This window comes from Raoultibacter phocaeensis (assembly GCF_901411515.1).
Taxonomy (GTDB): domain Bacteria; phylum Actinomycetota; class Coriobacteriia; order Coriobacteriales; family Eggerthellaceae; genus Raoultibacter; species Raoultibacter phocaeensis.
Genome location: NZ_CABDUX010000002.1, coordinates 593,164 through 611,735, shown reverse-complemented (window position 1 = coordinate 611,735; position 18,572 = coordinate 593,164). Strand labels below are relative to the sequence as shown.

General features: G+C 58.6%; 13 protein-coding genes. 9 read left to right on the top strand and 4 right to left on the bottom strand.

Going from position 1 to position 18,572, the window contains the following annotated elements; all coding sequences use genetic code 11:
- Positions 1 to 190 precede the first annotated feature (190 nt).
- The gene (locus FJE54_RS10410; protein WP_139652718.1) at positions 191 to 448 is read right to left on the bottom strand and encodes a hypothetical protein; all 258 of its coding nucleotides are present in this window, start codon (positions 446 to 448) and stop codon (positions 191 to 193) included.
- A gap of 318 nt (positions 449 to 766) precedes the next feature.
- Between FJE54_RS10410 and FJE54_RS10405 the strand changes: the two genes are divergently transcribed.
- The gene (locus tag FJE54_RS10405; protein ID WP_139652717.1) at positions 767 to 991 is read left to right on the top strand and encodes a hypothetical protein; all 225 of its coding nucleotides are present in this window, start codon (positions 767 to 769) and stop codon (positions 989 to 991) included.
- 263 nt (positions 992 to 1,254) lie between these two features.
- Here the strand turns inward: FJE54_RS10405 and FJE54_RS10400 are convergent, their stop codons facing one another.
- Positions 1,255 to 2,220, bottom strand: coding sequence for a LysR family transcriptional regulator (locus FJE54_RS10400; protein WP_180326698.1), 966 nt, complete (start codon positions 2,218 to 2,220; stop codon positions 1,255 to 1,257).
- A 442-nt stretch (positions 2,221 to 2,662) separates the two neighbouring features.
- Between FJE54_RS10400 and FJE54_RS10395 the strand changes: the two genes are divergently transcribed.
- The 4 genes from FJE54_RS10395 (at position 2,663) to FJE54_RS10380 (ending at position 9,153) form a co-directional block, all read left to right on the top strand.
- Positions 2,663 to 5,275: a molybdopterin-dependent oxidoreductase gene (locus FJE54_RS10395; RefSeq protein ID WP_139652715.1), complete on the top strand. Its 2,613-nt coding sequence runs from the start codon at positions 2,663 to 2,665 to the stop codon at positions 5,273 to 5,275.
- A 3-nt stretch (positions 5,276 to 5,278) separates the two neighbouring features.
- Positions 5,279 to 6,088, top strand: coding sequence for a 4Fe-4S dicluster domain-containing protein (locus FJE54_RS10390; RefSeq protein ID WP_139652714.1), 810 nt, complete (start codon positions 5,279 to 5,281; stop codon positions 6,086 to 6,088).
- Positions 6,089 to 6,170: 82 nt separating this feature from the next.
- A complete protein-coding gene (locus tag FJE54_RS10385) occupies positions 6,171 to 7,589 on the top strand; it encodes an SLC13 family permease (RefSeq protein WP_180326697.1) in 1,419 nt (472 codons plus the stop codon).
- A 139-nt stretch (positions 7,590 to 7,728) separates the two neighbouring features.
- A complete protein-coding gene (locus FJE54_RS10380) occupies positions 7,729 to 9,153 on the top strand; it encodes an SLC13 family permease (protein ID WP_139652712.1) in 1,425 nt (474 codons plus the stop codon).
- Positions 9,154 to 9,180: 27 nt separating this feature from the next.
- On the opposite strand, the gene FJE54_RS10375 is transcribed toward FJE54_RS10380, so the two are convergent.
- Both FJE54_RS10375 and FJE54_RS10370 read right to left on the bottom strand, forming a co-directional pair.
- Positions 9,181 to 10,329 carry an alpha/beta hydrolase gene (locus FJE54_RS10375; RefSeq protein WP_139652711.1) on the bottom strand — a complete coding sequence of 383 codons (1,149 nt, stop codon included), beginning with the start codon at positions 10,327 to 10,329 and terminating at the stop codon, positions 9,181 to 9,183.
- The gene (locus FJE54_RS10370) at positions 10,313 to 12,961 is read right to left on the bottom strand and encodes a cation-translocating P-type ATPase (protein ID WP_139652710.1); all 2,649 of its coding nucleotides are present in this window, start codon (positions 12,959 to 12,961) and stop codon (positions 10,313 to 10,315) included. The genes FJE54_RS10375 and FJE54_RS10370 overlap by 17 nt, the downstream gene beginning before the upstream one ends.
- Positions 12,962 to 13,253: 292 nt before the next feature.
- Between FJE54_RS10370 and FJE54_RS10365 the strand changes: the two genes are divergently transcribed.
- From FJE54_RS10365 to FJE54_RS10350, 4 genes are all read left to right on the top strand, one after another.
- Entirely contained in the window at positions 13,254 to 14,201 is a 948-nt protein-coding gene (locus FJE54_RS10365; protein WP_139652709.1) for a LysR family transcriptional regulator, read from the top strand.
- A 293-nt stretch (positions 14,202 to 14,494) separates the two neighbouring features.
- Positions 14,495 to 16,243: an FAD-binding protein gene (locus tag FJE54_RS10360; RefSeq protein ID WP_139652708.1), complete on the top strand. Its 1,749-nt coding sequence runs from the start codon at positions 14,495 to 14,497 to the stop codon at positions 16,241 to 16,243.
- Positions 16,244 to 16,338: 95 nt separating this feature from the next.
- Positions 16,339 to 17,343, top strand: a complete 1,005-nt coding sequence (locus FJE54_RS10355; RefSeq protein WP_255467363.1) for a hypothetical protein — start codon at positions 16,339 to 16,341, stop codon at positions 17,341 to 17,343.
- 147 nt (positions 17,344 to 17,490) lie between these two features.
- Entirely contained in the window at positions 17,491 to 18,552 is a 1,062-nt protein-coding gene (locus FJE54_RS10350; protein ID WP_139652707.1) for an MBL fold metallo-hydrolase, read from the top strand.
- The last annotated feature ends 20 nt before the right edge of the window (positions 18,553 to 18,572 follow it).

Genomic DNA, 18,572 nt, shown 5'->3' with positions numbered 1-18,572 from the left:
GGAAAGAACCGTGAACTCTACCGGGCTCGCAGAGAACGAAGGGCTTCGCAGCAGCGCTTGCCGCCTGAAATGAATCGGGTCAGCCTGATTCCATGCCATAGGTACGCGAAAATGGAGGTGCCCTTGCAGCTGCGCTTTCGCAGCTTTATGCAAGGGCACCTGGTTTGACCATGCTCCAATAATGCAGATGTTACGCCTTATACGCGACGTACGTTTCTTTCACCTGGCCGTTCGCGTCGAACGCCTCGATCTCGGCGATGGTCTTGAACTCAAGATCGTCGCCCTTGTAGCCGTAGTTGCTGTTGTTCATCGTGTACATGTAGCCGTAGATGATGCCGCCTTCTTCGGCGCCCTTGTCCTGAGCATCCACCGCTTCCTGCGCGGCAGCTTTGCATGCGTCGAGTTCCTTCGGGTTCCACAGGCGGTCTCCGCCGAGCGGTCCAAGCATGTCGTCCTCCTTTAACGTAGTTGCATTGCTTCAATGATACGGACCTGACGCAAAAATACTTCGAGATCAGTTCAATGAAAACGAGGGGATGCCCAACAGAAAGAAGATGCCCGCGAGCTTTGGCGCTCGGCAACATGTCTGCATCGGGGAATACGAGACTGCAATGCTGCGCGTTTGCAGCAAAACACCGCAGGCAAGCGGTATGAGAGGTTCGGCTCCCCCAGATTTCGTTGGGGGTCATCAATATCCGGCTGCTGTGCATTCGAGGCAAGCTTACGTAAGCTTTAAACCGTTAAGCGAATCGAATGGAGGAATACCATGTGCTTCAGACCAGCAGCAGTCAACACCGGCTTGATCGCGTGTCCCATGTGCGGTCACGAGAACCCCATCTCGGCAACGGTATGCGAGGAATGCGGTTTCGCCGCGAGCGGAGCCACTGCTCCCGGTGCGCCTGGCGCCCCCAAGGCCCCCGGTGCCCCCAAAGCTCCCGGCGCCCCGAAAGCGCCAAGCGCGCCGGGCGCGCCTAAAGCCCCTGGCGCGTAACCGCACCGCTACGAGAGTCAGGAGCCGGGGGCGCGAACAGCAATCCGGTTCCTGACCGCATCGAACCCGAACGAACCCGCAGAATGCACCGCTGCTGACCGATACTCGCTCGCCCCTGAAAAGCGTTCGAGGGCGAGGTGCCGTTTTGCCGCTCCGAACAAGCATATGCAAGTCATGCAGCGGCTGGATCGCTCAGTTCGCCGCTGTACCTGCCAGACGCCAGCAGACGCACCAGTCGGCACCCGCGCAGTAACTCCGCTCGCCTATCTGCACAAGGCGTACAATCCCGAATCCTCATGAGCGCGGTAGAACTCGTCTAAGATGCGCATAAGGCCCTGGAAGCATGAGGACTCCAAATCGGACTCCATCCCGACGAACCCTATCTCGACCTCGTACGAATGCTCCATGTCGCGCAAAACGAACCCGGCCTCGTCGGCCATGGTGAGCGCTGCGATAGCAGGCAGAAACGATACGGCCGAATCCCGCTCCACCATGCTTTTTCGCAGCGAGAAATCCGAACTCGAGAACTCGATGGCACTTTGCCCGAAGCGTTTCGATAAAACGCTGTACAGATACGTGTTGGTGGACACCAGAGGCTTCGATACGATGTCTTCGTCGGATAGCGTGTCCTTCTTCGCCAAAGGAGACTGCGCGTTCACCATTACCTTGTCGTAGGTCTTCAGATACGGCCTGTACTGGTAGCCCTTCTCCTCCAAATCGTCGATGCCGCCCATGTTGGTGCTGCGATCCTGGTTGAAGAAGCACACAAGCCCAATGATGGGGTTCGCCCCCGCAGGATCGTTCGCGTTGTTTGCTAAAAGATCATGACGGATCTGGGAGTTCTGCGATTCGCGGAAATGGATATCGCGGCAACCGAAGATGTAATCCTTCGCCTGTTGCGTGAGAAACGCCAGCATGGCCACGTTCTGGCATTCGAGCTGGATAGAATGGCCGCCGGTAAGCTGAACCTGGGATTTCGCAGCGGCGTACTCGAGTATGCCCGTGTAGCCGTCCACGACATCGGCGATTTTGGGGGCGAGCTCCTCGCCGATCGGCGATAAGACGAGTTTGTTGGAGTAACGGATGAGCAGCTCGCAGCCGAGTTCCTTTTCGAGCTCGTTCATCGCGCGGCTCATACCCTGAGGCGAAATGAAGTTCAGCTTAGCCGCCCGGGTGATGGATTTGGTTTTAGCCACATCCAAAAAATAGTGCAGATACTCGATGTTCACCCTGTCCCCCTTGGCGTCGATCCGATCGAAGCAGCCTCATTATAAGGCAAGGCGGGGCGCTCGGCATACCGAATTGCGCGCCGAATCGCCGATGCGGGTTTTCGTCGGGAGCTTGAGACAACTCCCGAGCACTGATCTGCCCCGATATGCGCTTCGAGCAACGAAACGTTGAGCCGCGTCAACGAAATGCGTAGCCGTGCGCAGGCCCCACAAAAACGAGGGGCAGCCCAACGCTCCGCTTATTTTCTCCCGCCGCACCGGTCCATACACTTGAGGCAAGGGGATCGGATCGACGCTTTTGTGCGCACGGGAGCCAAGATCTTACGATCGCTCACCCAAACGAGGCCAGGCGAGCATGCAGATTGGTGTTTCTGCCGACATGCAAGGCAAAGCCCTGCCGACCGGTTGGACATCAGCAGAAGACGAAGAAAGTAGGAGGAGCATGAAGACGTCTGACAAGACAATCTACAAGAACATGTCGCTGTGTTCTTTCGGCAACGGCGCCAATCTCACCGCTGTCGACTCCAAAGACGGAAAGATCGTTCGTATGCGCCCCGTGCACTACGACGAGCACTACACCAAAGAAGACCTGAACTACTGGACCATCGAGGCGAAGGGCCATTCCTTCGAGCCGGGCATGAAGACGCTGAACTCGCCCTTCACCTTCATCTACAAGACCCGCACGTACTCCCCCAACCGCATCCCCTTCCCGCTTAAACGCGTCGATTGGGATCCGAACGGAGAGCGCAATCCGCAGAACCGCGGCAAATCGAAATTCGAGCGCATCAGCTGGGACGAAGCGACCGATATCATCGCCTCCGAAATCGTGCGCATCGACGAAACCTACGGCCGCAACTCCATCTTCTGCCAGGGCGACGGCCACGGCGAAACCGGCTCCATCCACGGACCCCACGGCACCATGGCAAACCTCCTCGATATGACGGGCGGCCTGACCATGCAGGCCCGCCAGCCCGACAGCTGGGAGGGATGGTACTGGGGCGCCAAGCACGCTTGGGGAAACGAGCCACTGGGCCAAAACACCCACCAGCACAACCTGTTCAAGGACATTTCCGAAAACTCCGACGCCGTGCTGTTCTGGGGCTGCGACCCCGAGACCACGCCGTGGGGCTGGTCGGGGCAGCAGGCGTCGCGTTTGTGCTTCTGGTTCAGCGAAATCGACGTGAAGCAAATTCACATCGCACCCGACGTGAACTACGCCAACGCCGTCCATTCCGACATGTGGATCCCCGTACTCCCCAACACCGATGCGGCGCTTCAGCTTGCCATCGCGTACGTGTGGATGACCGAAGGCACCTACGACAAAGACTACGTCGAAACCCATACCGAAGGCTTCGATTGGTTCGAGTACTACGTGCTCGGCAACGAGGACGGCATCCCGAAAACGCCTGAATGGGCCGAGGAGAAATGCCACGTGCCCGCCTACCGCATCAAGGCGCTCGCCCGCTACTGGGCCAAGCACAACGTGTCGATCGGGCACTGCAACGGCGGCTCCTACATCCGTTCCTGCTACTCCCACGAGCCTGCACGCCTCGAGGTGTACCTGCTCGCCATGCAGGCTGTCGGCAAACCGGGACGCAACCAGGTGAAATTCATCGAATGGGCGCTCATCGGCATGGACTCGTTCAACCCGCTGCCTCCCGGAAACTTCCTGCCCGAGGTTCGCGCCTGCTACCACGGCTCGGTGCTCGGCGAGCTTCCTGCCTCCTTCATCCCGAAGACCCTCGTACCCCAGTGCATCACCGTCGAGGAGGGCGAGAAGGTCGAATGGTACGGCCACACCACAAGCCGCCACCACCGCACCGATCAGTTCAAGAAGTTCCAGTTCCCGCAGGACGGCGATCACGGCATCAAGATGATCTGGTCGGATTCCCCCTGCTGGTCCACCTGCTGGAACGGCGGCAACGAATTCCAGGATGCGCTCTTGAACCCCAACCTCGAGTTCTTCTTAGTGGAGCATCCCTGGATGGAAAACGATACCCTGTTCGCCGACTTGATCCTTCCCATCTCGACCACGCTCGAGCTTGACGACTTCGGCGTCGACACGTATTCCGGCCAGTTCAACTCAATCATCTGGGAGCAGAAGGCGTGCGAGCGTCAGTACGAATCGCTCTCCGACTACGAAGCCGTGCTCGAAGTGGCGAAAAAGCTCGAGAAGTACGGCGGCGTCTACGAGGATTGCGCAAGCCACCTTTCCGGCGACATGACCGTCGAACAATGGCAGGAGGTGGGCTACCAGGGATCGGGCCTGCCCGAAGAGGAGCAGGACCTCGAGCTCATCAAAAGCCAAGGCTACCAGATGCTTCCCACCCGCGAAGGCTGGGACAAGGAACCCGCGGGTATGATCGAATTCTTCGAGGACCCCGAAAACAACCCTATGGAAACCCCGACGGGCAAGATCGAGTTCTACTCCACCGGCCTCGCCAACTTCTTCCCCGACGACATGGAGCGCCAACCGGTGGCCAAGTGGATCGAAGAATCCGAAAGCCATCATGAGCGCATTAGCTGCGACCGCGCGAAGGACTACCCCTTTTTGCTGGTATCCAACCATCCGCGTTGGCGCATCCATGCGAACTTCGACGACTGTCCGTGGACGCGTGAGATCGAAACGTGCAAGGTGGTCGGCGTCGACGGCTACGCCTACGAACCCGTTTGGATCCATCCCACCGATGCCGCGAAGCTCGGCATCGAAAACGGCGATATCGTCGAGGTATTCAACGAGCGCGGCACCGTGCTCGGAGGCGCCTACATCACCGAGCGCATCATTCCCGGAGCGGTGCTGCAAGACCACGGAGCCGAAACCGACCCGATCGTCCCCGGAGTGGGCGGCATCGATCGCGGCGGCGCGAATAACCTGATCGCTCCCAGCAAAACGTCGTCCAAGAACGCGGCCGGCGAAGTGACGGGCGGCTTTTTGGTGGGCGTGCGCAAATGCGACATCCACGCGCTCATGGAACAGTATCCCGAGGCTTTCGAAGCCGAGCACTACACCATCGAAACAGGTACGAACGTCTACGATTATCTGCAGGAGGCATAAAGAATGAAGACTATTCTGTTTGACGCCAGCCTGTGCAACGGCTGCTACGGTTGCCAGATGGCGTGCAAAGACGAGCACTGCGGCAACGATTGGAGCCCCATCGCTGCCGAACAGCCCACAACCGGCCAGTTCTGGTGCAAGGTCGAGCAGACCACCCGAGGCAAGATTCCCGAGATCAAAGTACAGTACCAACCCGTGCTGTGCGGGCACTGCGAAAACGCCGCCTGCATGGAGGCTGCGACCGACAACGCCGTGTACCGCCGCGACGACGGGCTCGTGATCATCGATCCGGTAAAAGCGAAGGGCCAGAAAGCGATCGCGGATGCTTGCCCCGCCGGCGCCGTGTACTACAACGAGGCGCTTGATCTTCCTCAGAAGTGCACGGGCTGTGCCCACCTGCTCGACGACGGCTGGACAACTCCGCGCTGTGTCGACGTATGCGCCACGGGAGCCCTCGCCTACATCGACGAAGAGGACGTGCCCGAGGCAGCCTATCCCATGCCTGCCGCAGGAGAGCTGCATCCGCACGTGTACTACATGAACATCCCGAAACGCTGGGTGTACGGCGTGCTCGTGGACCGCACCATCAACGAAGTGATCGTCGGCGCAACCGTACAGCTCGTCGACGCCGAAGGCGCCGAGGTCGCCTCAGTCGAAACCGACGAGTTCGGAGAGTTCCGCTTCAAGGAGCTCGACGAAGCGGCGTATACCGTGCATGCGAAGGTGGACGGCTACGAGGATGTGGTCCTTGCCGCCGACACCACCGAAGAGGATGTGGTTTTAGGCGACATCTTCCTGAATGCCGCTGCGTAAACCGAGCCTGGGATCTTCCCCGCAGCGGTGCACGTTCGGCGCCGCTGCGGGGCTACACACGATACAACAGGAAGGGGTAACAATGGCTGAAACAGCCAAGGGCAACAAGGTGGTCTTCAAATGGATCTGGATCGCCGTTGCCATCGTCATGATCATCATCGGGCAGTTCGGCCCGCTCTGGTCGCCCGACTTAACACGCGAGGGCCAGGCGGCCATCATGGTCCTGCTAGCCGCCGTGGTCATGTGGGCGACCGAGGCGCTGCCTTTGCCCATCACTTCGCTTGTCATGGTGGCGATGTGCGGGTTTTTGGGGATCGCCGCCTACAACGACATCTGGGCGGCAACGTTTACGGGATCGCTCTGGATGTTCATCGGCATCTTCGGCTTCACGACGTTTCTCGGGGTGTCCACGTTCCCCCAGCGCTTGATAGCCATGGTCGTGAAAATGGTGAAGGGCAACATCAACCTGGTCATACTGGGTTTCATGGTGATCTCCGCCATCATCTCGATGGTCATGTCGAACATCGCGCTTACCGCCATCATGATGGGTTTCGCGGCATCGCTTTTGCGTGCGGCCGGTGCCAAACCGGGCGAATCCAACATGGGTCGCTGCCTTGCGCTCGCAATTCCGTTCGCCGTCATGTTCGGCGGATGCCTGTTGCCATCAGGCACGCCCATCAACGTCGTCGTGCTCGGCCTCGCTGAAACCGCGTGCGGCGTCACCATCACGTTTGCGGAATGGTTCGGCTACACCATCATCCCGGTAACGCTGAGCCTCATCGCCTGCTGGATCATTCTTGTCAAGGTATACAAGCCCGAACCCTTGAGCCAAGAGACCGTCGATGCGTTCCTCGGCGAAGTATCCGCGCTGCCGCCCATGGACTTCAAAGAGAAGTTCAACATCGGTGTGCTGCTCGTCGCACTCGTATGCTGGATCGCAAGTTCTTGGATTCCCGCGCTCAACACCACGTTCGTCGCGCTCGTCGCGCTCGGCCTCCTGTTCTTGCCCGGTACGTCCATGATCACGACGAAGCAGTACCGATCCGAAAGCCCGTGGGACATCCTGCTCATGATGGCGTCCATCAACGGTATCGTCGCCGCCATGTCGGCAGCGGGCTCCGTCGCATGGATCGTCAACATGCTGCTCGGCGTGACGTCCGATATGAGCTTCGTCATGCTGTTCATGGTTATCAGCGTCGTGCTGGCCATCGTGCACAACTTCTTCCCCTCGGGCCCGGGCCTTGCGGCTCTCGTGACCGCGCCCGTGCTCGGCCTCGTGGCGGCGGTCGGCGGCAACTTCACGGCAACTATCCTCATGCTGGCTCTGTGGTGCGCCCTCTGCTTCCTCGTTCCCTTGGATTCGGTCCTGCTCGTTTCGTATGCGGGCGGGTACTACAAGTTCAACGAGATGTGGAAGGGCGGGCTTCCCGTCACTATCGCGACGATGGTATTCTTCAGCGCATTTCTGCTCGTCGTTCCACCCATGCTGGGAGCGTTGTAACGTATCGATCCGCACGATTCGCACGGGCTCCTTCGCTTGGGAACCCGTGCGACGCACCCGAGCAAAACCATTCCAGGGGATACGCCTGCTCGGGTGCTACGAAAGCACAAGGACAGGCATCACGTAACGGGGGTTAATCATGTCTGAAGCCATACAGCGAACCGCGCTGCGTCCGCGCGCCGTCGTGTGCATCTTGCTCGCTATCGGCATCGTAGCCGCAACGGCACTCGCCCCGGCGACCGAGGGACTTTCCTACGAGGGCCGTATGGTTCTGGGAATTCTCGGGGCGGGCATACTTTTGTGGGTAACCGAATCGCTGCCCTTGCCCGCAACGGCGCTGCTCATCCTTGTGATGATGCCGATCATGGGCGTATGCACGTTCGAGGATGCGTATGCGAACGCCATGGGTTCGACCGTGTTCTTCCTTATGGGAACGTTCGCGTTCACCGTCGCACTCGATGCCACCACCATACCCACCCGCATCGCCGCGTTCGTGCTTCGATGGTCGGGCACCAGCACGAACAAGATGCTGCTCGGCTTCATGTGCGCGACGGCCTTTCTCTCGTTCTTCATGTCGGACGTGGCTGCATGCGGCGTGTTCATATCGGTGGGCAAACGGCTACTCGAACTCAACGAAGCGGAAAAGCTCGCATCGCCCATGGGAAAGGCCCTCATGATCGCCATACCCTGGGCCTCGTATGCGGGCGGCTGTGCAGTCATGACCGGCAACGGGTGCAACATAGTCACCGTCGGGTTGTTCTCGTCGCTGTTCGGTGTGAACATAAACTTCGTCGAATGGTCGATGCTCGGACTGCCGTTCTGTCTCATCATGCTGTTCGCCTCGTGGTTCATCATCACCCGCTTCTTCAAACCGGAGCCCATCTCGCAATCGTCGATCGATATCACCATGGCCGAGGCCTCGCACATGGGAAAAGTCACCCGCCCCGAACTCATGACCGTCGTCATTATCGCGCTTGCCATGGTGTTCTGGATTCTGAGTTCGTGGATACCCGTGCTCAACACCGCCATGATCGCCATCTTCGCCGTCGTGCTACTCTCGGTGCCCGGATGCTCTACCCTCGAGTTCAAGGGACTCGTTTCGCGCATGAACTGGGGAGTACTCGTCATGATCATGTGCATCTTATCGGTCGCGCACTTCGTGGTGGCAACCGGTGCCGGCGATTGGATGGTTACAGCCGTCGTGGGTGCTCTGCCCGAAAGCTGGAAGATACCGCTCGTCATCCTGCTCGTGCTGTCCGCCATCGGCGCCATCGTGCACAACATCGTTCCCGTGGGGCCGGCTGTGGCGGGCATCCTCGCCTATCCGTTCGGTGTGATCGCGGGCGATTTCGGCATCAGCATGTACTGCATGCTCATGGTAGTTGCCCTGCACGCCTCACTCGCCTACATCCTGCCGCTCGACTGCGTGCCCATTCTCACGTATTCGACCGGGTACTACCGCATGTCCGACATGGTGAAGATCGGCTGGATGCCCACGGTGCTCCTCGTGGTGCTCACCTCCACGCTCCTGCCCGCGCTGTGCATGGTGTTCGGGTTTGCATAAGGCATGGATCGGTCATGCTAGCGCTTGTTACATCTTCCCCTGAAGGAAGTCGAACACCGTCCGGAAATACAAATCGGGGTCGGTTTCGGCGGCAAGCGCATGGCCCGCTCCCCTCATGACGAGCAGGCGCTTCTCGGGTGCCGAGCACGCCTCGAACAGCGCGCGAGCCATGGCGGGCGGCACGAACCCGTCGCTCGCCCCATGGATGAACAGCGTGGGCGTGCAGCTTTGCTTCACCTGGTCGAGCGCCGAGGCGTGCTTGATATCGTAGCCGCCCCGCGCCTTGAGCATGATGCGGCCGTCGTCGACGACGGGGTGTCTGGGCAAGCCGTAGAGCTTCTTGACCTGGCCCGCGAACATACTTTCCACATCGGTGAACGCGCAATCGGACACGACGGCTCTCACCTGAGCGGGCAGCCGCTCGCCCGACGCCATGCACACCGCCGCCCCGCCCATCGATACACCGTGCAAGACGATCGAGATGTCGCTTCCGAATCTTTTCACAAGGTAGTCGATCCACAGCACGAGGTCGTTGCGATCGGTCCAGCCCATGCCGATGAGGTCGCCGCCGCTTTCACCCTGTGCCCGCAGATCGGGGGCAAACACGTTGTAGCCGCGCTCGGCGTAGAAGGCGCCGATGTGCTCCATATCGGTATGGTCGTTGGTGTAGCCATGCACGAGAACAGCCCATTTCGCTGTGCGCTCGCGCGCGGGATAGACGAAGCCCGCAAGGTCGAACGGCTCGCCGTGGCCGAATGCGTGCGCGCCTCGATGCTCGTGGCGGCGCGCACGGACGCCATGTCGAACCGAATTCCCTGCTCGCGCATCGCGGCCCCCCTCGCCCGCATACGCGCACTGCAAAGCCCCCGAATCGCACGACGACTTGATGAACACGCGCTCCACGTCCACCGTCGAAAGCCACTCGTCGCGTTTCTCGCGGATCGCACGGCGGTTGCGCTCAACGAGACCGCGCACGCTGCGATCGACCGACCCGTTTGCCAGATCGCCCCCGATGCGGTCGGGTTTGCGCATGCGCCCGGTCTTGCCGTCCTTGCCAGGTACGAGGGCGAAATCGATGGCCGCATTGCCGATGAGCACAACGGACGCCGCCGCAAGCGCGAGAACACCTGCACCGACGCCTGCAATCCATCCGATAGCTTTAGCGTTGCGCTTCATGGCTGTCTTCCTTCCGCGTGACCAACCCCCTTACCACACGGTACAATTGTATAACCGCGGTGGGTGCGAACGCCAGCGCCGCGATCAAACCCGCCTGGCCCGCCGTGATCTCGACAACCTGTACGAACGGGTGCAGAGCCGGGATGAACAGTACGGCGGCAAGCAGCACGACGCCGAGCACGAACGCCCCGAGCGTATAGGGATTGCTCAAAAGCCCCAAGTGGAAGATCGAGGCGTTGCCGCGGCAGTTGAATCCGTGGAACAGCCGTGCGAGCGAGAGCGTCGCGAACGCCATGGTCATCGCAAGGGCGGCGCCACCCGCATCGAGGCCGATGAAAAACGCGGCCATCGTGGGGATCGTGATCAGCACGCCCTCGATGCCGATCTGCGCGAGCAGCCTCTTATCTAAGATGGGCTCCTTCGGATCGCGCGGCTTGTGCGCGAGCACGTCGTCGGCCACAGGTTCCATGCCGATCGAAACCGCGGGCAGGCTGTCGGTCAAAAGGTTGATGAACAGAAGCTGCACCGGAGCGAACGGTGCGGGAAGCGCGGCAAGCGAGGCGAACAGCACGCTTAAGATCCCCGCCGCGTTGCCCGAAAGCAAGAAGTGCACGGTGCCCTTGATGTTCGCGTACACCCCGCGCCCGTTCTCCACCGCCCGCACGATGGTGGCGAAGTTATCGTCGGAGAGGATCATCGACGCAGCGTCCTTGCTCACCTCGGTGCCGGTGATGCCCATCGCCACGCCGATGTCGGCCTGCTTGAGCGCGGGCGCGTCGTTCACGCCGTCGCCGGTCATCGCCACGATCGAGCCTCTGCGCTGCCACGCCGACACGATGCGGATCTTGTGCTCGGGCGATACACGGGCATACACCGAGATATGCGCGAGCTCGCGGTCGAGTTCCTCATCGCTCATCGCATCGAGCTCCGCGCCGTCGAGAGCGCGATCGTCGGGCCCGAGTATGCCGAGCTCGCGTGCAATGGCTGAGGCCGTCACCTTGTGATCGCCCGTGATCATAACCGTGCGGATGCCCGCTTTGCGCGCGTCGGCCACAGCACGGACCGCCTCGGGTCGCGGCGGGTCCATCATGGCCGCGAGCCCGACGAACGTGTAGCCGAACTCGTCTTCGAGCGCGGGTTCGCGAACTGCATCGAGCGTGCGCTCGGCGAAGGCGAGCACGCGCAGGCCGTTTTCCGAAAGCCGGCGGTTCTCGTCGAGGATGGCGGCCTTGCGCTCTTCGGTCAGAGGCACGACCCCGTCTGCGGTCAGCACGTTCACGGAGCGGTCGAGCAGCACGTCGAGCGCCCCTTTGGTGAGAAGCGTCGGACCGCTTGAGCGCTGGTGCAGCGTACTCATGAGCTTGCGGTCGGAATCGAATGCGAGCTCGCCCAGCCGCGGATGGCTCGCACGAAACGCCCCCTCATCGATGGCGAGGTTGTCCCCGATGCGCACGAGCGCCACTTCGGTGGGATCGCCGATCGCCGCACCCGTAGCCTCGTCGGTGGTCGCATCGCTTGCAAGCAGGCCGATCTCGACAAGGCGGCGCTCCACGGCATCGTCGAGGTCGATGTCGGCAAACGCAACGTAGCGGTCCTCCACGTAGATACCCTGGACGCTCATGCGGTTCTGCGTGAGCGTGCCCGTCTTGTCCGAGCAGATCACCGAAACGCTGCCGAGCGATTCGACCGCCTTGAGGTCTTTGATGATCGCATGTTGCTTCGCCATCTTCTGCGTGCCGATAGCGAGGATGATCGTGACGATGGAGCCGAGCGCTTCGGGGATTGCCGCTACGGCGAGCGCGACGGCGAACATGAGCGAATCGATGACGCTCATGCCGCTGCGGAATATCGAGAGGGCGAACACGATCCCGCAGATGATGAAAATGCCGATGGCGAGCTTCGCCGAGAAGTCATCGAGGCTCTTCTGCAACGGCGTCTTGCGGGCGCTCGTCTCGTTCATGAGCGATGCGATCCTGCCGATCTCGGTCGCCATGCCGGTCGCAGTGACCACGGCACGCGCGCGCCCGTACGTGACAAGCGAGCCCGAGAACACCATGTTGTCGCGATCCCCGATGGGGATGTCCGCGCCGTCGAGCGCGTCTGCGATCTTCTCCACGCTCTCGCTCTCCCCCGTCAGCGCGCTCTCGTTCACCTTGAGCGAGAAGCTTTCCACGATACGCGCGTCGGCTGCCACCAAATCGCCTGCTTCGAGTTCGAGCACGTCGCCCGGTACCACCTCGGCAGCGGGCACAAGGGCGCGCTCGCCTGAGCGCACGACGCGGGCTGCCGGTGCGCTCATCTCTTTGAGGCTCGCAAGCGATTGCTCGGCCTTGATGGTCTGCACGGTGCCGAGCACCGCGTTCAAGACGATGACGACGAAGATGACGATCGTGCTCTCCAGATGGCCCGACAAAAGCGATATGACGGCAGCGACGATGAGGATGATGACGAGCAGATCTTTGAACTGCCCGAAGAATACAGCGATCGCGCTTTTGCCTTCGCTCTCGTACAGCTCGTTTTCCCCGAAGCGCGCAAGCCGCTCCTTCGCTTCCTCGGGGGTCAGCCCTTCTGGGCTGCTTTGCTGCTCTTCGATGACCTCATCCGCCGTAAGGCGGTAGGGCTGCGCTGTCATGATCGCTCCTTCAAATCGGTTTGACAGCATCGTATCCTTCCGTCGAAGCCGAATCGAAAAAGAAGATCAACCGTTACTCGTCGGGAATCATTACGATACGGAAAAGCACGAAAAACGGCGATTGTCAGCTGGATGGTCGGATTCCTGACAGGGTCGCCCTGAGCCGCCGTTCAACTCGTTTGAAACGACCGTCGAAGACATGAAAGCATGGGCTCCGTGCTTCGGCACCTCTGTCAATCCGCCATTCCCGGTGCTATACTGAGCGGCAGGGAGTTCTATAACGGGGAGAATCATGGATATAGAAATATTCAGAGAGTTCATCTCTCTTTCCGAAGGCCTCAATGTCACCAAAACATCTCGTGAGCTCAATATTGCCCAATCGACTTTGAGCAGCCATATCATCAAACTCGAAAAAGAACTCGGCGTTCAGCTTATCGAGCGCGACGGAACCCCTTGCCTTACGTTGGCGGGAAGGGAGTTTCTCGAAACGGCATCGGACATCATGGGTTTGTATGACGAGTTCAAGGAGCGCGTGAAGAAAAATCGGCATCAGAGCGAAGAGGTCATTACGGTTCGGGCTCCGCAACGTCGAGAAGGTTTCATTTTAGCCCTGCTCAACAAAATAATCGATTTCAAGAAAGACAATCCATACGCAACCATCGATATTCAAAACACGCAGAGCAACCGGCTGTTCGAAGAGCTTAGGGATGGAAGCATCGATTGCGGATACTTCGGAAATTCGATCAACAAGCCCGAGGTAGAAAGAGAGTTCGAACTGATTCCCGTCGTCGATGAAGAGTTCATCGTCTGGATGGACAGGGATTCGCCCCTACTCGATAAGGAATTCCTGGCGCCGCTCGACCTAGAAAACTCCGTTCTTCCCGTACCTGTAAGCGCCGGCACCTACAGCGGCTATTTGCCGCCGATGTACGAGGAGCTTTTTTCGTCTTTCGGAGCAAAAGCGAACATCAAACCTCGTTATTGCCAATCGATCGATGATTTTTTTCTCTCGAAAATCAAGCGAGACGATTTGCTGATACTCAATCGAGGCTCCCAAATGGTGGCTGCAATAAACGAAGCGAACGGCAAAGTGTTTCGCTGCTTCAAGCCTCCCATCTACTCGGTTGGATATCTCGTATTTCGCAGCAAGGATAACAGTAGAGCCGTTACGAGCTTCAAGGAGCATCTGTTGGAATCCTACAAAGAAACCCACTGGCAGGATTGCCATAAGGACGCATAGTTTCTACGATGACCAGCTCCTGTGTAACGGATCGCTTATTTGCGCCGTAAGAGCGCTCCGCATTCCGACTCGCCTTCAAAAACCTATCGCCCACCAACCGTGATCGGCTATCGTAGTTCGCGATTCATTCTGCCAAAAATCACGATACCCTCGATGGATTTTTCGCATGAACCTATCAAGAATCATCGTTTTTCCCATCAAATGATAAGCAGGTATTCTGAACCCGCACGGCACACGCCTGCGAACGAAAAGAGATGTTCAAATCTTTGAGCATCACTACCTGAGGGGGAACCATGGAACTTGATCGTCGTAGTTTTTTGAAGGGAGCCGCATTAGCGGGAAGTACGGCTGCGCTGTTCGGCGTCACCGCATGCAGCCCGCCAGCTCCGAAAGCTGGCGAAGATGAGAAGGATGCATCTCAAAACGCAAACGAAGCCGATCCCATCGCGCCGCTCGATCCTCCAGCTTCTTGGGATTTCGAAGCTGATTTGGTGGTTGTGGGCACAGGGGGAGGCGGTCTTGCCGCAACGACGCTCGCCGCAGAAAACGGCACTACCGTGATCGCTGTGGAAAAAGAGGGTCAAGTAGGTGGAGCAACTCGCCACGCCGTGGGCTATGTCCTTTTCGCCGGCGGCTCGAAACTGCAAACAGAAATGGGCGCTGCATGGCCCGGCGATACGTTCGATCCCATCGCTGCAGTAAACAGAATCAATCCCTATTATCAGTTCTCACTCAATGCTCCCCTGCACGCAAACGTCCTCACCGCGTGTGGCGAATGCGTTGACTGGATGTTGGAGCATGATGGAATATCGTTATTCGCCACGCCGCGCTCGTACTTGGACAACGATGTTCTCGAGGGTAAACAAAACTTTGTCCTTGGCATGAACAACACAGTGAACGCGATGGAAAAAGCCGCGCTTTCCGCAGGTGCGGACATCATGCTGAACACCAAAGCGGAAGCGCTCGTTATCGACGACGGAGTTGCCGTCGGCATTATGGCGACCACGGCGGAAGGCACCGAGATATACATCAAGGGAGCCAAAGGTGTCGTGCTCTGCGGAGGCGGCTTCGGCATGAACCGCGATCTGTTGCAGCGATATATCCCATCCTGCTTTGAGCAAGCCCTGCAGGGTGGTCCGATGCCCTTCCATACCGGAGAAGTTTTCCGCATGGGTCTTGGTGCGGGAGCCGATTATGCAGGATTGAATTCATTCAGCTGCTGGGAAGGCGGGCTTGACGAATACTACGGAGCAGGCGACGGTTCGTATTGGCATTATTTCTGGAATGGTCCGCGCCAGCTCTTAACCAACCCATGGTTGTTGCTCGATGAAACCTGCAATCGCGTCCAGTACCTTTCGGGATACGATTTTCAACCCGAATTCTACAACGGCGATTTTTGCATGGGCGAATGCACCAACGCGTCCATCCAGATGTCGCTACCAGGACACGGGGCTTACGCAGTTCTCGACGATAACTATGAAGAGAATCTTGAGAAGATCATTTACCGAAAAGCCCTCGACCATTCAAAAATCCCTATCGAAAAGGGCGAGCCGATGATTCAAACCGATCTTGTTACCGATGATTGGCGGCAAGAGGTACTGGATGCCGTAGAGCGCGGATCCATTAAAAAAGCCGACACGCTTGAGGAGCTGGCTGTAGAAGTCGGGCTCGATCCAGTCGCGTTCGAAGCGGCCGTCAAGCGATGGAACGAGCTTTGCGCTCTTGGGGAAGACACCGATCTCGCTGTACCCTACAATCCCCAATGGCTTGTTCCCATTGAAAAGCCGCCCTATTACTGCGCAAAGATCGGCGCCATGATTGGAAAGACGCTCTGCGGACTGCGCGTTGACGAGAACATGCACGTCGTGGACGCTAAAGGAAAGCAGATTCCCGGTCTCTACGCCAATTTCTTAACTGCGGGAGGCATAGCGGGCGAGAACAGCTACGGCTCTCAATGGACTAACACGAGCCTTGCAGGCGCATGCGCACTGAGCTGGGGGAGCGGATATCTCGCTGCTTCTTCGGCTCTCCAAGGCGCATAAGGTTTCGCAACCGGCCGATTTTCAATCGGCCGGTTGCCTACCATGCATGTACCCCTGCTGCGAAACGCACGCTATCACGAGGAGTTGCTGCTGCTATGACCGTTCGAAACGACATTGACGTATACCGTAATCATCCGGTTCGAGCTTCTTGGAAAATTCCAGCATTCTGCTGCAACGACTGGGGTGCGCTGAAGCTCTTGGAGCTGTGCTCGACTTTAGGCTTCGATCGGCCGTTCGACATCGTATACGGAGCTCCCTATTGCGCCTGGTCGGGCGGACGGCCCTCTGCTGTAAAAGCCCGCCTCAACGAAGAACAACTTGATACATATTTTTCTGCATACGCGCACTTCGGTGTCCGGTGTGCCTTGACCCTATCCCGACTTAGTGTCGATGAGGGCTACTACCGCGACACGTATTGCAACCTGCTGTTGGATTTCGTTGAAGAATATGATGGCGAGGTCATCTTGTTCGATGATGTTCTGGCAAACCATATAAAGCAAACCCGACCCAGCATCAAAACCGTGGCGTCGCTGAACAAGGCCATGAGCACTATGCACGAAGACTGCGAACAGGAGACCGCCTATTACAGAAGTCTCCTCGAGCTCTACGACGAGATCGTTGTAAGAAGCGAATACGCGCTGAACGACGAATGCCTAGAAAACCTGTACGACGTTCGCGAAAAGGTTGAAATAATTGTTAATCAATTCTGCGTCCCGAACTGCCAAAACGTCTACAATCATATTAAAAAGCTCGAAGAATGGAACGATGGGGGCTGCAGAGGATCGGGGCAGCCCTGCTATCATCTGGAAACCGCTTCGAACATCGAAAACCGTCTCGGTAACAATCTGTTTATTTCCAACTCTCGTATTTCTTACCTGTGCTCTCGCGGGTTTACCAGAATGAAAATTGCAGGAAGGAACTCGCCGCTTCCCCTGTTTTTGGATGCGCTCGCGGAGTACGTATTCGAGCCCACAGGTGCCATTGCGCATATCAAGCGCGCTCTGATTCGTGACTTCAAGAACGAAGCGGCAGCGAAACAAGGGGCGGTTACGCCTTTCGATATTCCCGAAAGCATTCTCCATAGCCTGAGCGCTGGGTAAATGCTCAAAACCCTGCCTGTCGGCATTGCAAGCCGCACTTTCGAACCATCGTTTTACGGAGACTTTCAACTCGCTGCCCAGTCGTAACCTGCATACGCACCCGCCCCGTCGTACAATGAACGCAGGACACCGAACAGAAGGCAGACAATGGACAGTATAGGCAACAGGGCCTCGAGCATCGATACGAAGGCTTCTCCTACATACGAGTTCGACTACGACGGTTTCATCACCGAAGTGGTGCCGCACATCTACCAGGTGCGCGTACCGCTTCCCGACAACCCGCTGCGCGAGCTGAACTCGTACTTCATCCTCGACGACGAGACGACCACGATCGTCGACGTCGGGTTCGACCATCCGGCGTGCGAAGCGGCGCTCAACGCAGCGCTCGCCAAACTCGGGCGCGGCTGGGATTCGGTGAAGATCGTGCTCACGCATTCCCATCCCGACCATACCGGCAACCTCGACCGTATTTACCGCGATGGGATGTGCCTGTACGCGAACCTCCATTCGTTCCAGGAAGTAGAGAACCTCCAGATGATGGAGGCGAAGGTGTTTGAGCCGCTCGTACGCCAGGCGGCGCGCCCCCAAGACGAGGGGCTCTCCTTCGAAAAAGGCGTACCGCGCCTCAGGCTTCATGCCGAACTACTGCCTTTGAAGCACCGCCCGTTCGTCACCTACGTCGAAGAGGGCGATACCATCTTTGCCGGCGGCTACGAGTTCGAGGTCATCGAAACGCCCGGCCACGACAATTGGCACATCTGCCTGTACGAGCCTGCTACGAAGACGATGATCATCGGCGATCACGTGCTCGAACGCATCACGCCCGCCATCTCGTCGTGGTTCGCCACCCACAACGCGCTCGAAGAGTTTATGGAAAGCCTCGGCAAGATGAACCGCTACGACGTTAAGCTCGTGCTCCCCGCACACGGAAACCCCTTCACCGGCTTGCACGAACGCGTTTTATACTTGAAGGACCATCACGAAAAGCGCCTCGAGGAAATCTACGAACTCGTCGCCGAGGGCCACCACGACATCATCTCCATCTCGCAAAACGCGCAATGGAAGTACCCCGACTGGTGCCGCTGGCCCCTCGACCAGAAGTACTTCTCGATGGCCGAGACGATGGCGCATTTGGTGTACCTCGTATGCGACGGGAAGATCAAGCAGACGATCTGCGGCGACGAGTACCGCTTCGAACTTCCCTCGTAAGCTTTTCCGACGAAGGCCCG

What these genes read in the sequence shown, in the direction of transcription:
- FJE54_RS10410 (WP_139652718.1), bottom strand. Translation starts at nt 448, where the DNA reads ATGCTTGGACCGCTCGGCGGAGACCGCCTGTGGAACCCGAAGGAACTC.
- FJE54_RS10405 (WP_139652717.1), top strand. Translation starts at nt 767, where the DNA reads ATGTGCTTCAGACCAGCAGCAGTCAACACCGGCTTGATCGCGTGTCCC.
- FJE54_RS10395 (WP_139652715.1), top strand. Translation starts at nt 2,663, where the DNA reads ATGAAGACGTCTGACAAGACAATCTACAAGAACATGTCGCTGTGTTCT.
- FJE54_RS10390 (WP_139652714.1), top strand. Translation starts at nt 5,279, where the DNA reads ATGAAGACTATTCTGTTTGACGCCAGCCTGTGCAACGGCTGCTACGGT.
- FJE54_RS10385 (WP_180326697.1), top strand. Translation starts at nt 6,171, where the DNA reads ATGGCTGAAACAGCCAAGGGCAACAAGGTGGTCTTCAAATGGATCTGG.
- FJE54_RS10380 (WP_139652712.1), top strand. Translation starts at nt 7,729, where the DNA reads ATGTCTGAAGCCATACAGCGAACCGCGCTGCGTCCGCGCGCCGTCGTG.
- FJE54_RS10375 (WP_139652711.1), bottom strand. Translation starts at nt 10,329, where the DNA reads ATGAAGCGCAACGCTAAAGCTATCGGATGGATTGCAGGCGTCGGTGCA.
- FJE54_RS10370 (WP_139652710.1), bottom strand. Translation starts at nt 12,961, where the DNA reads ATGACAGCGCAGCCCTACCGCCTTACGGCGGATGAGGTCATCGAAGAG.
- FJE54_RS10365 (WP_139652709.1), top strand. Translation starts at nt 13,254, where the DNA reads ATGGATATAGAAATATTCAGAGAGTTCATCTCTCTTTCCGAAGGCCTC.
- FJE54_RS10360 (WP_139652708.1), top strand. Translation starts at nt 14,495, where the DNA reads ATGGAACTTGATCGTCGTAGTTTTTTGAAGGGAGCCGCATTAGCGGGA.
- FJE54_RS10355 (WP_255467363.1), top strand. Translation starts at nt 16,339, where the DNA reads ATGACCGTTCGAAACGACATTGACGTATACCGTAATCATCCGGTTCGA.
- FJE54_RS10350 (WP_139652707.1), top strand. Translation starts at nt 17,491, where the DNA reads ATGGACAGTATAGGCAACAGGGCCTCGAGCATCGATACGAAGGCTTCT.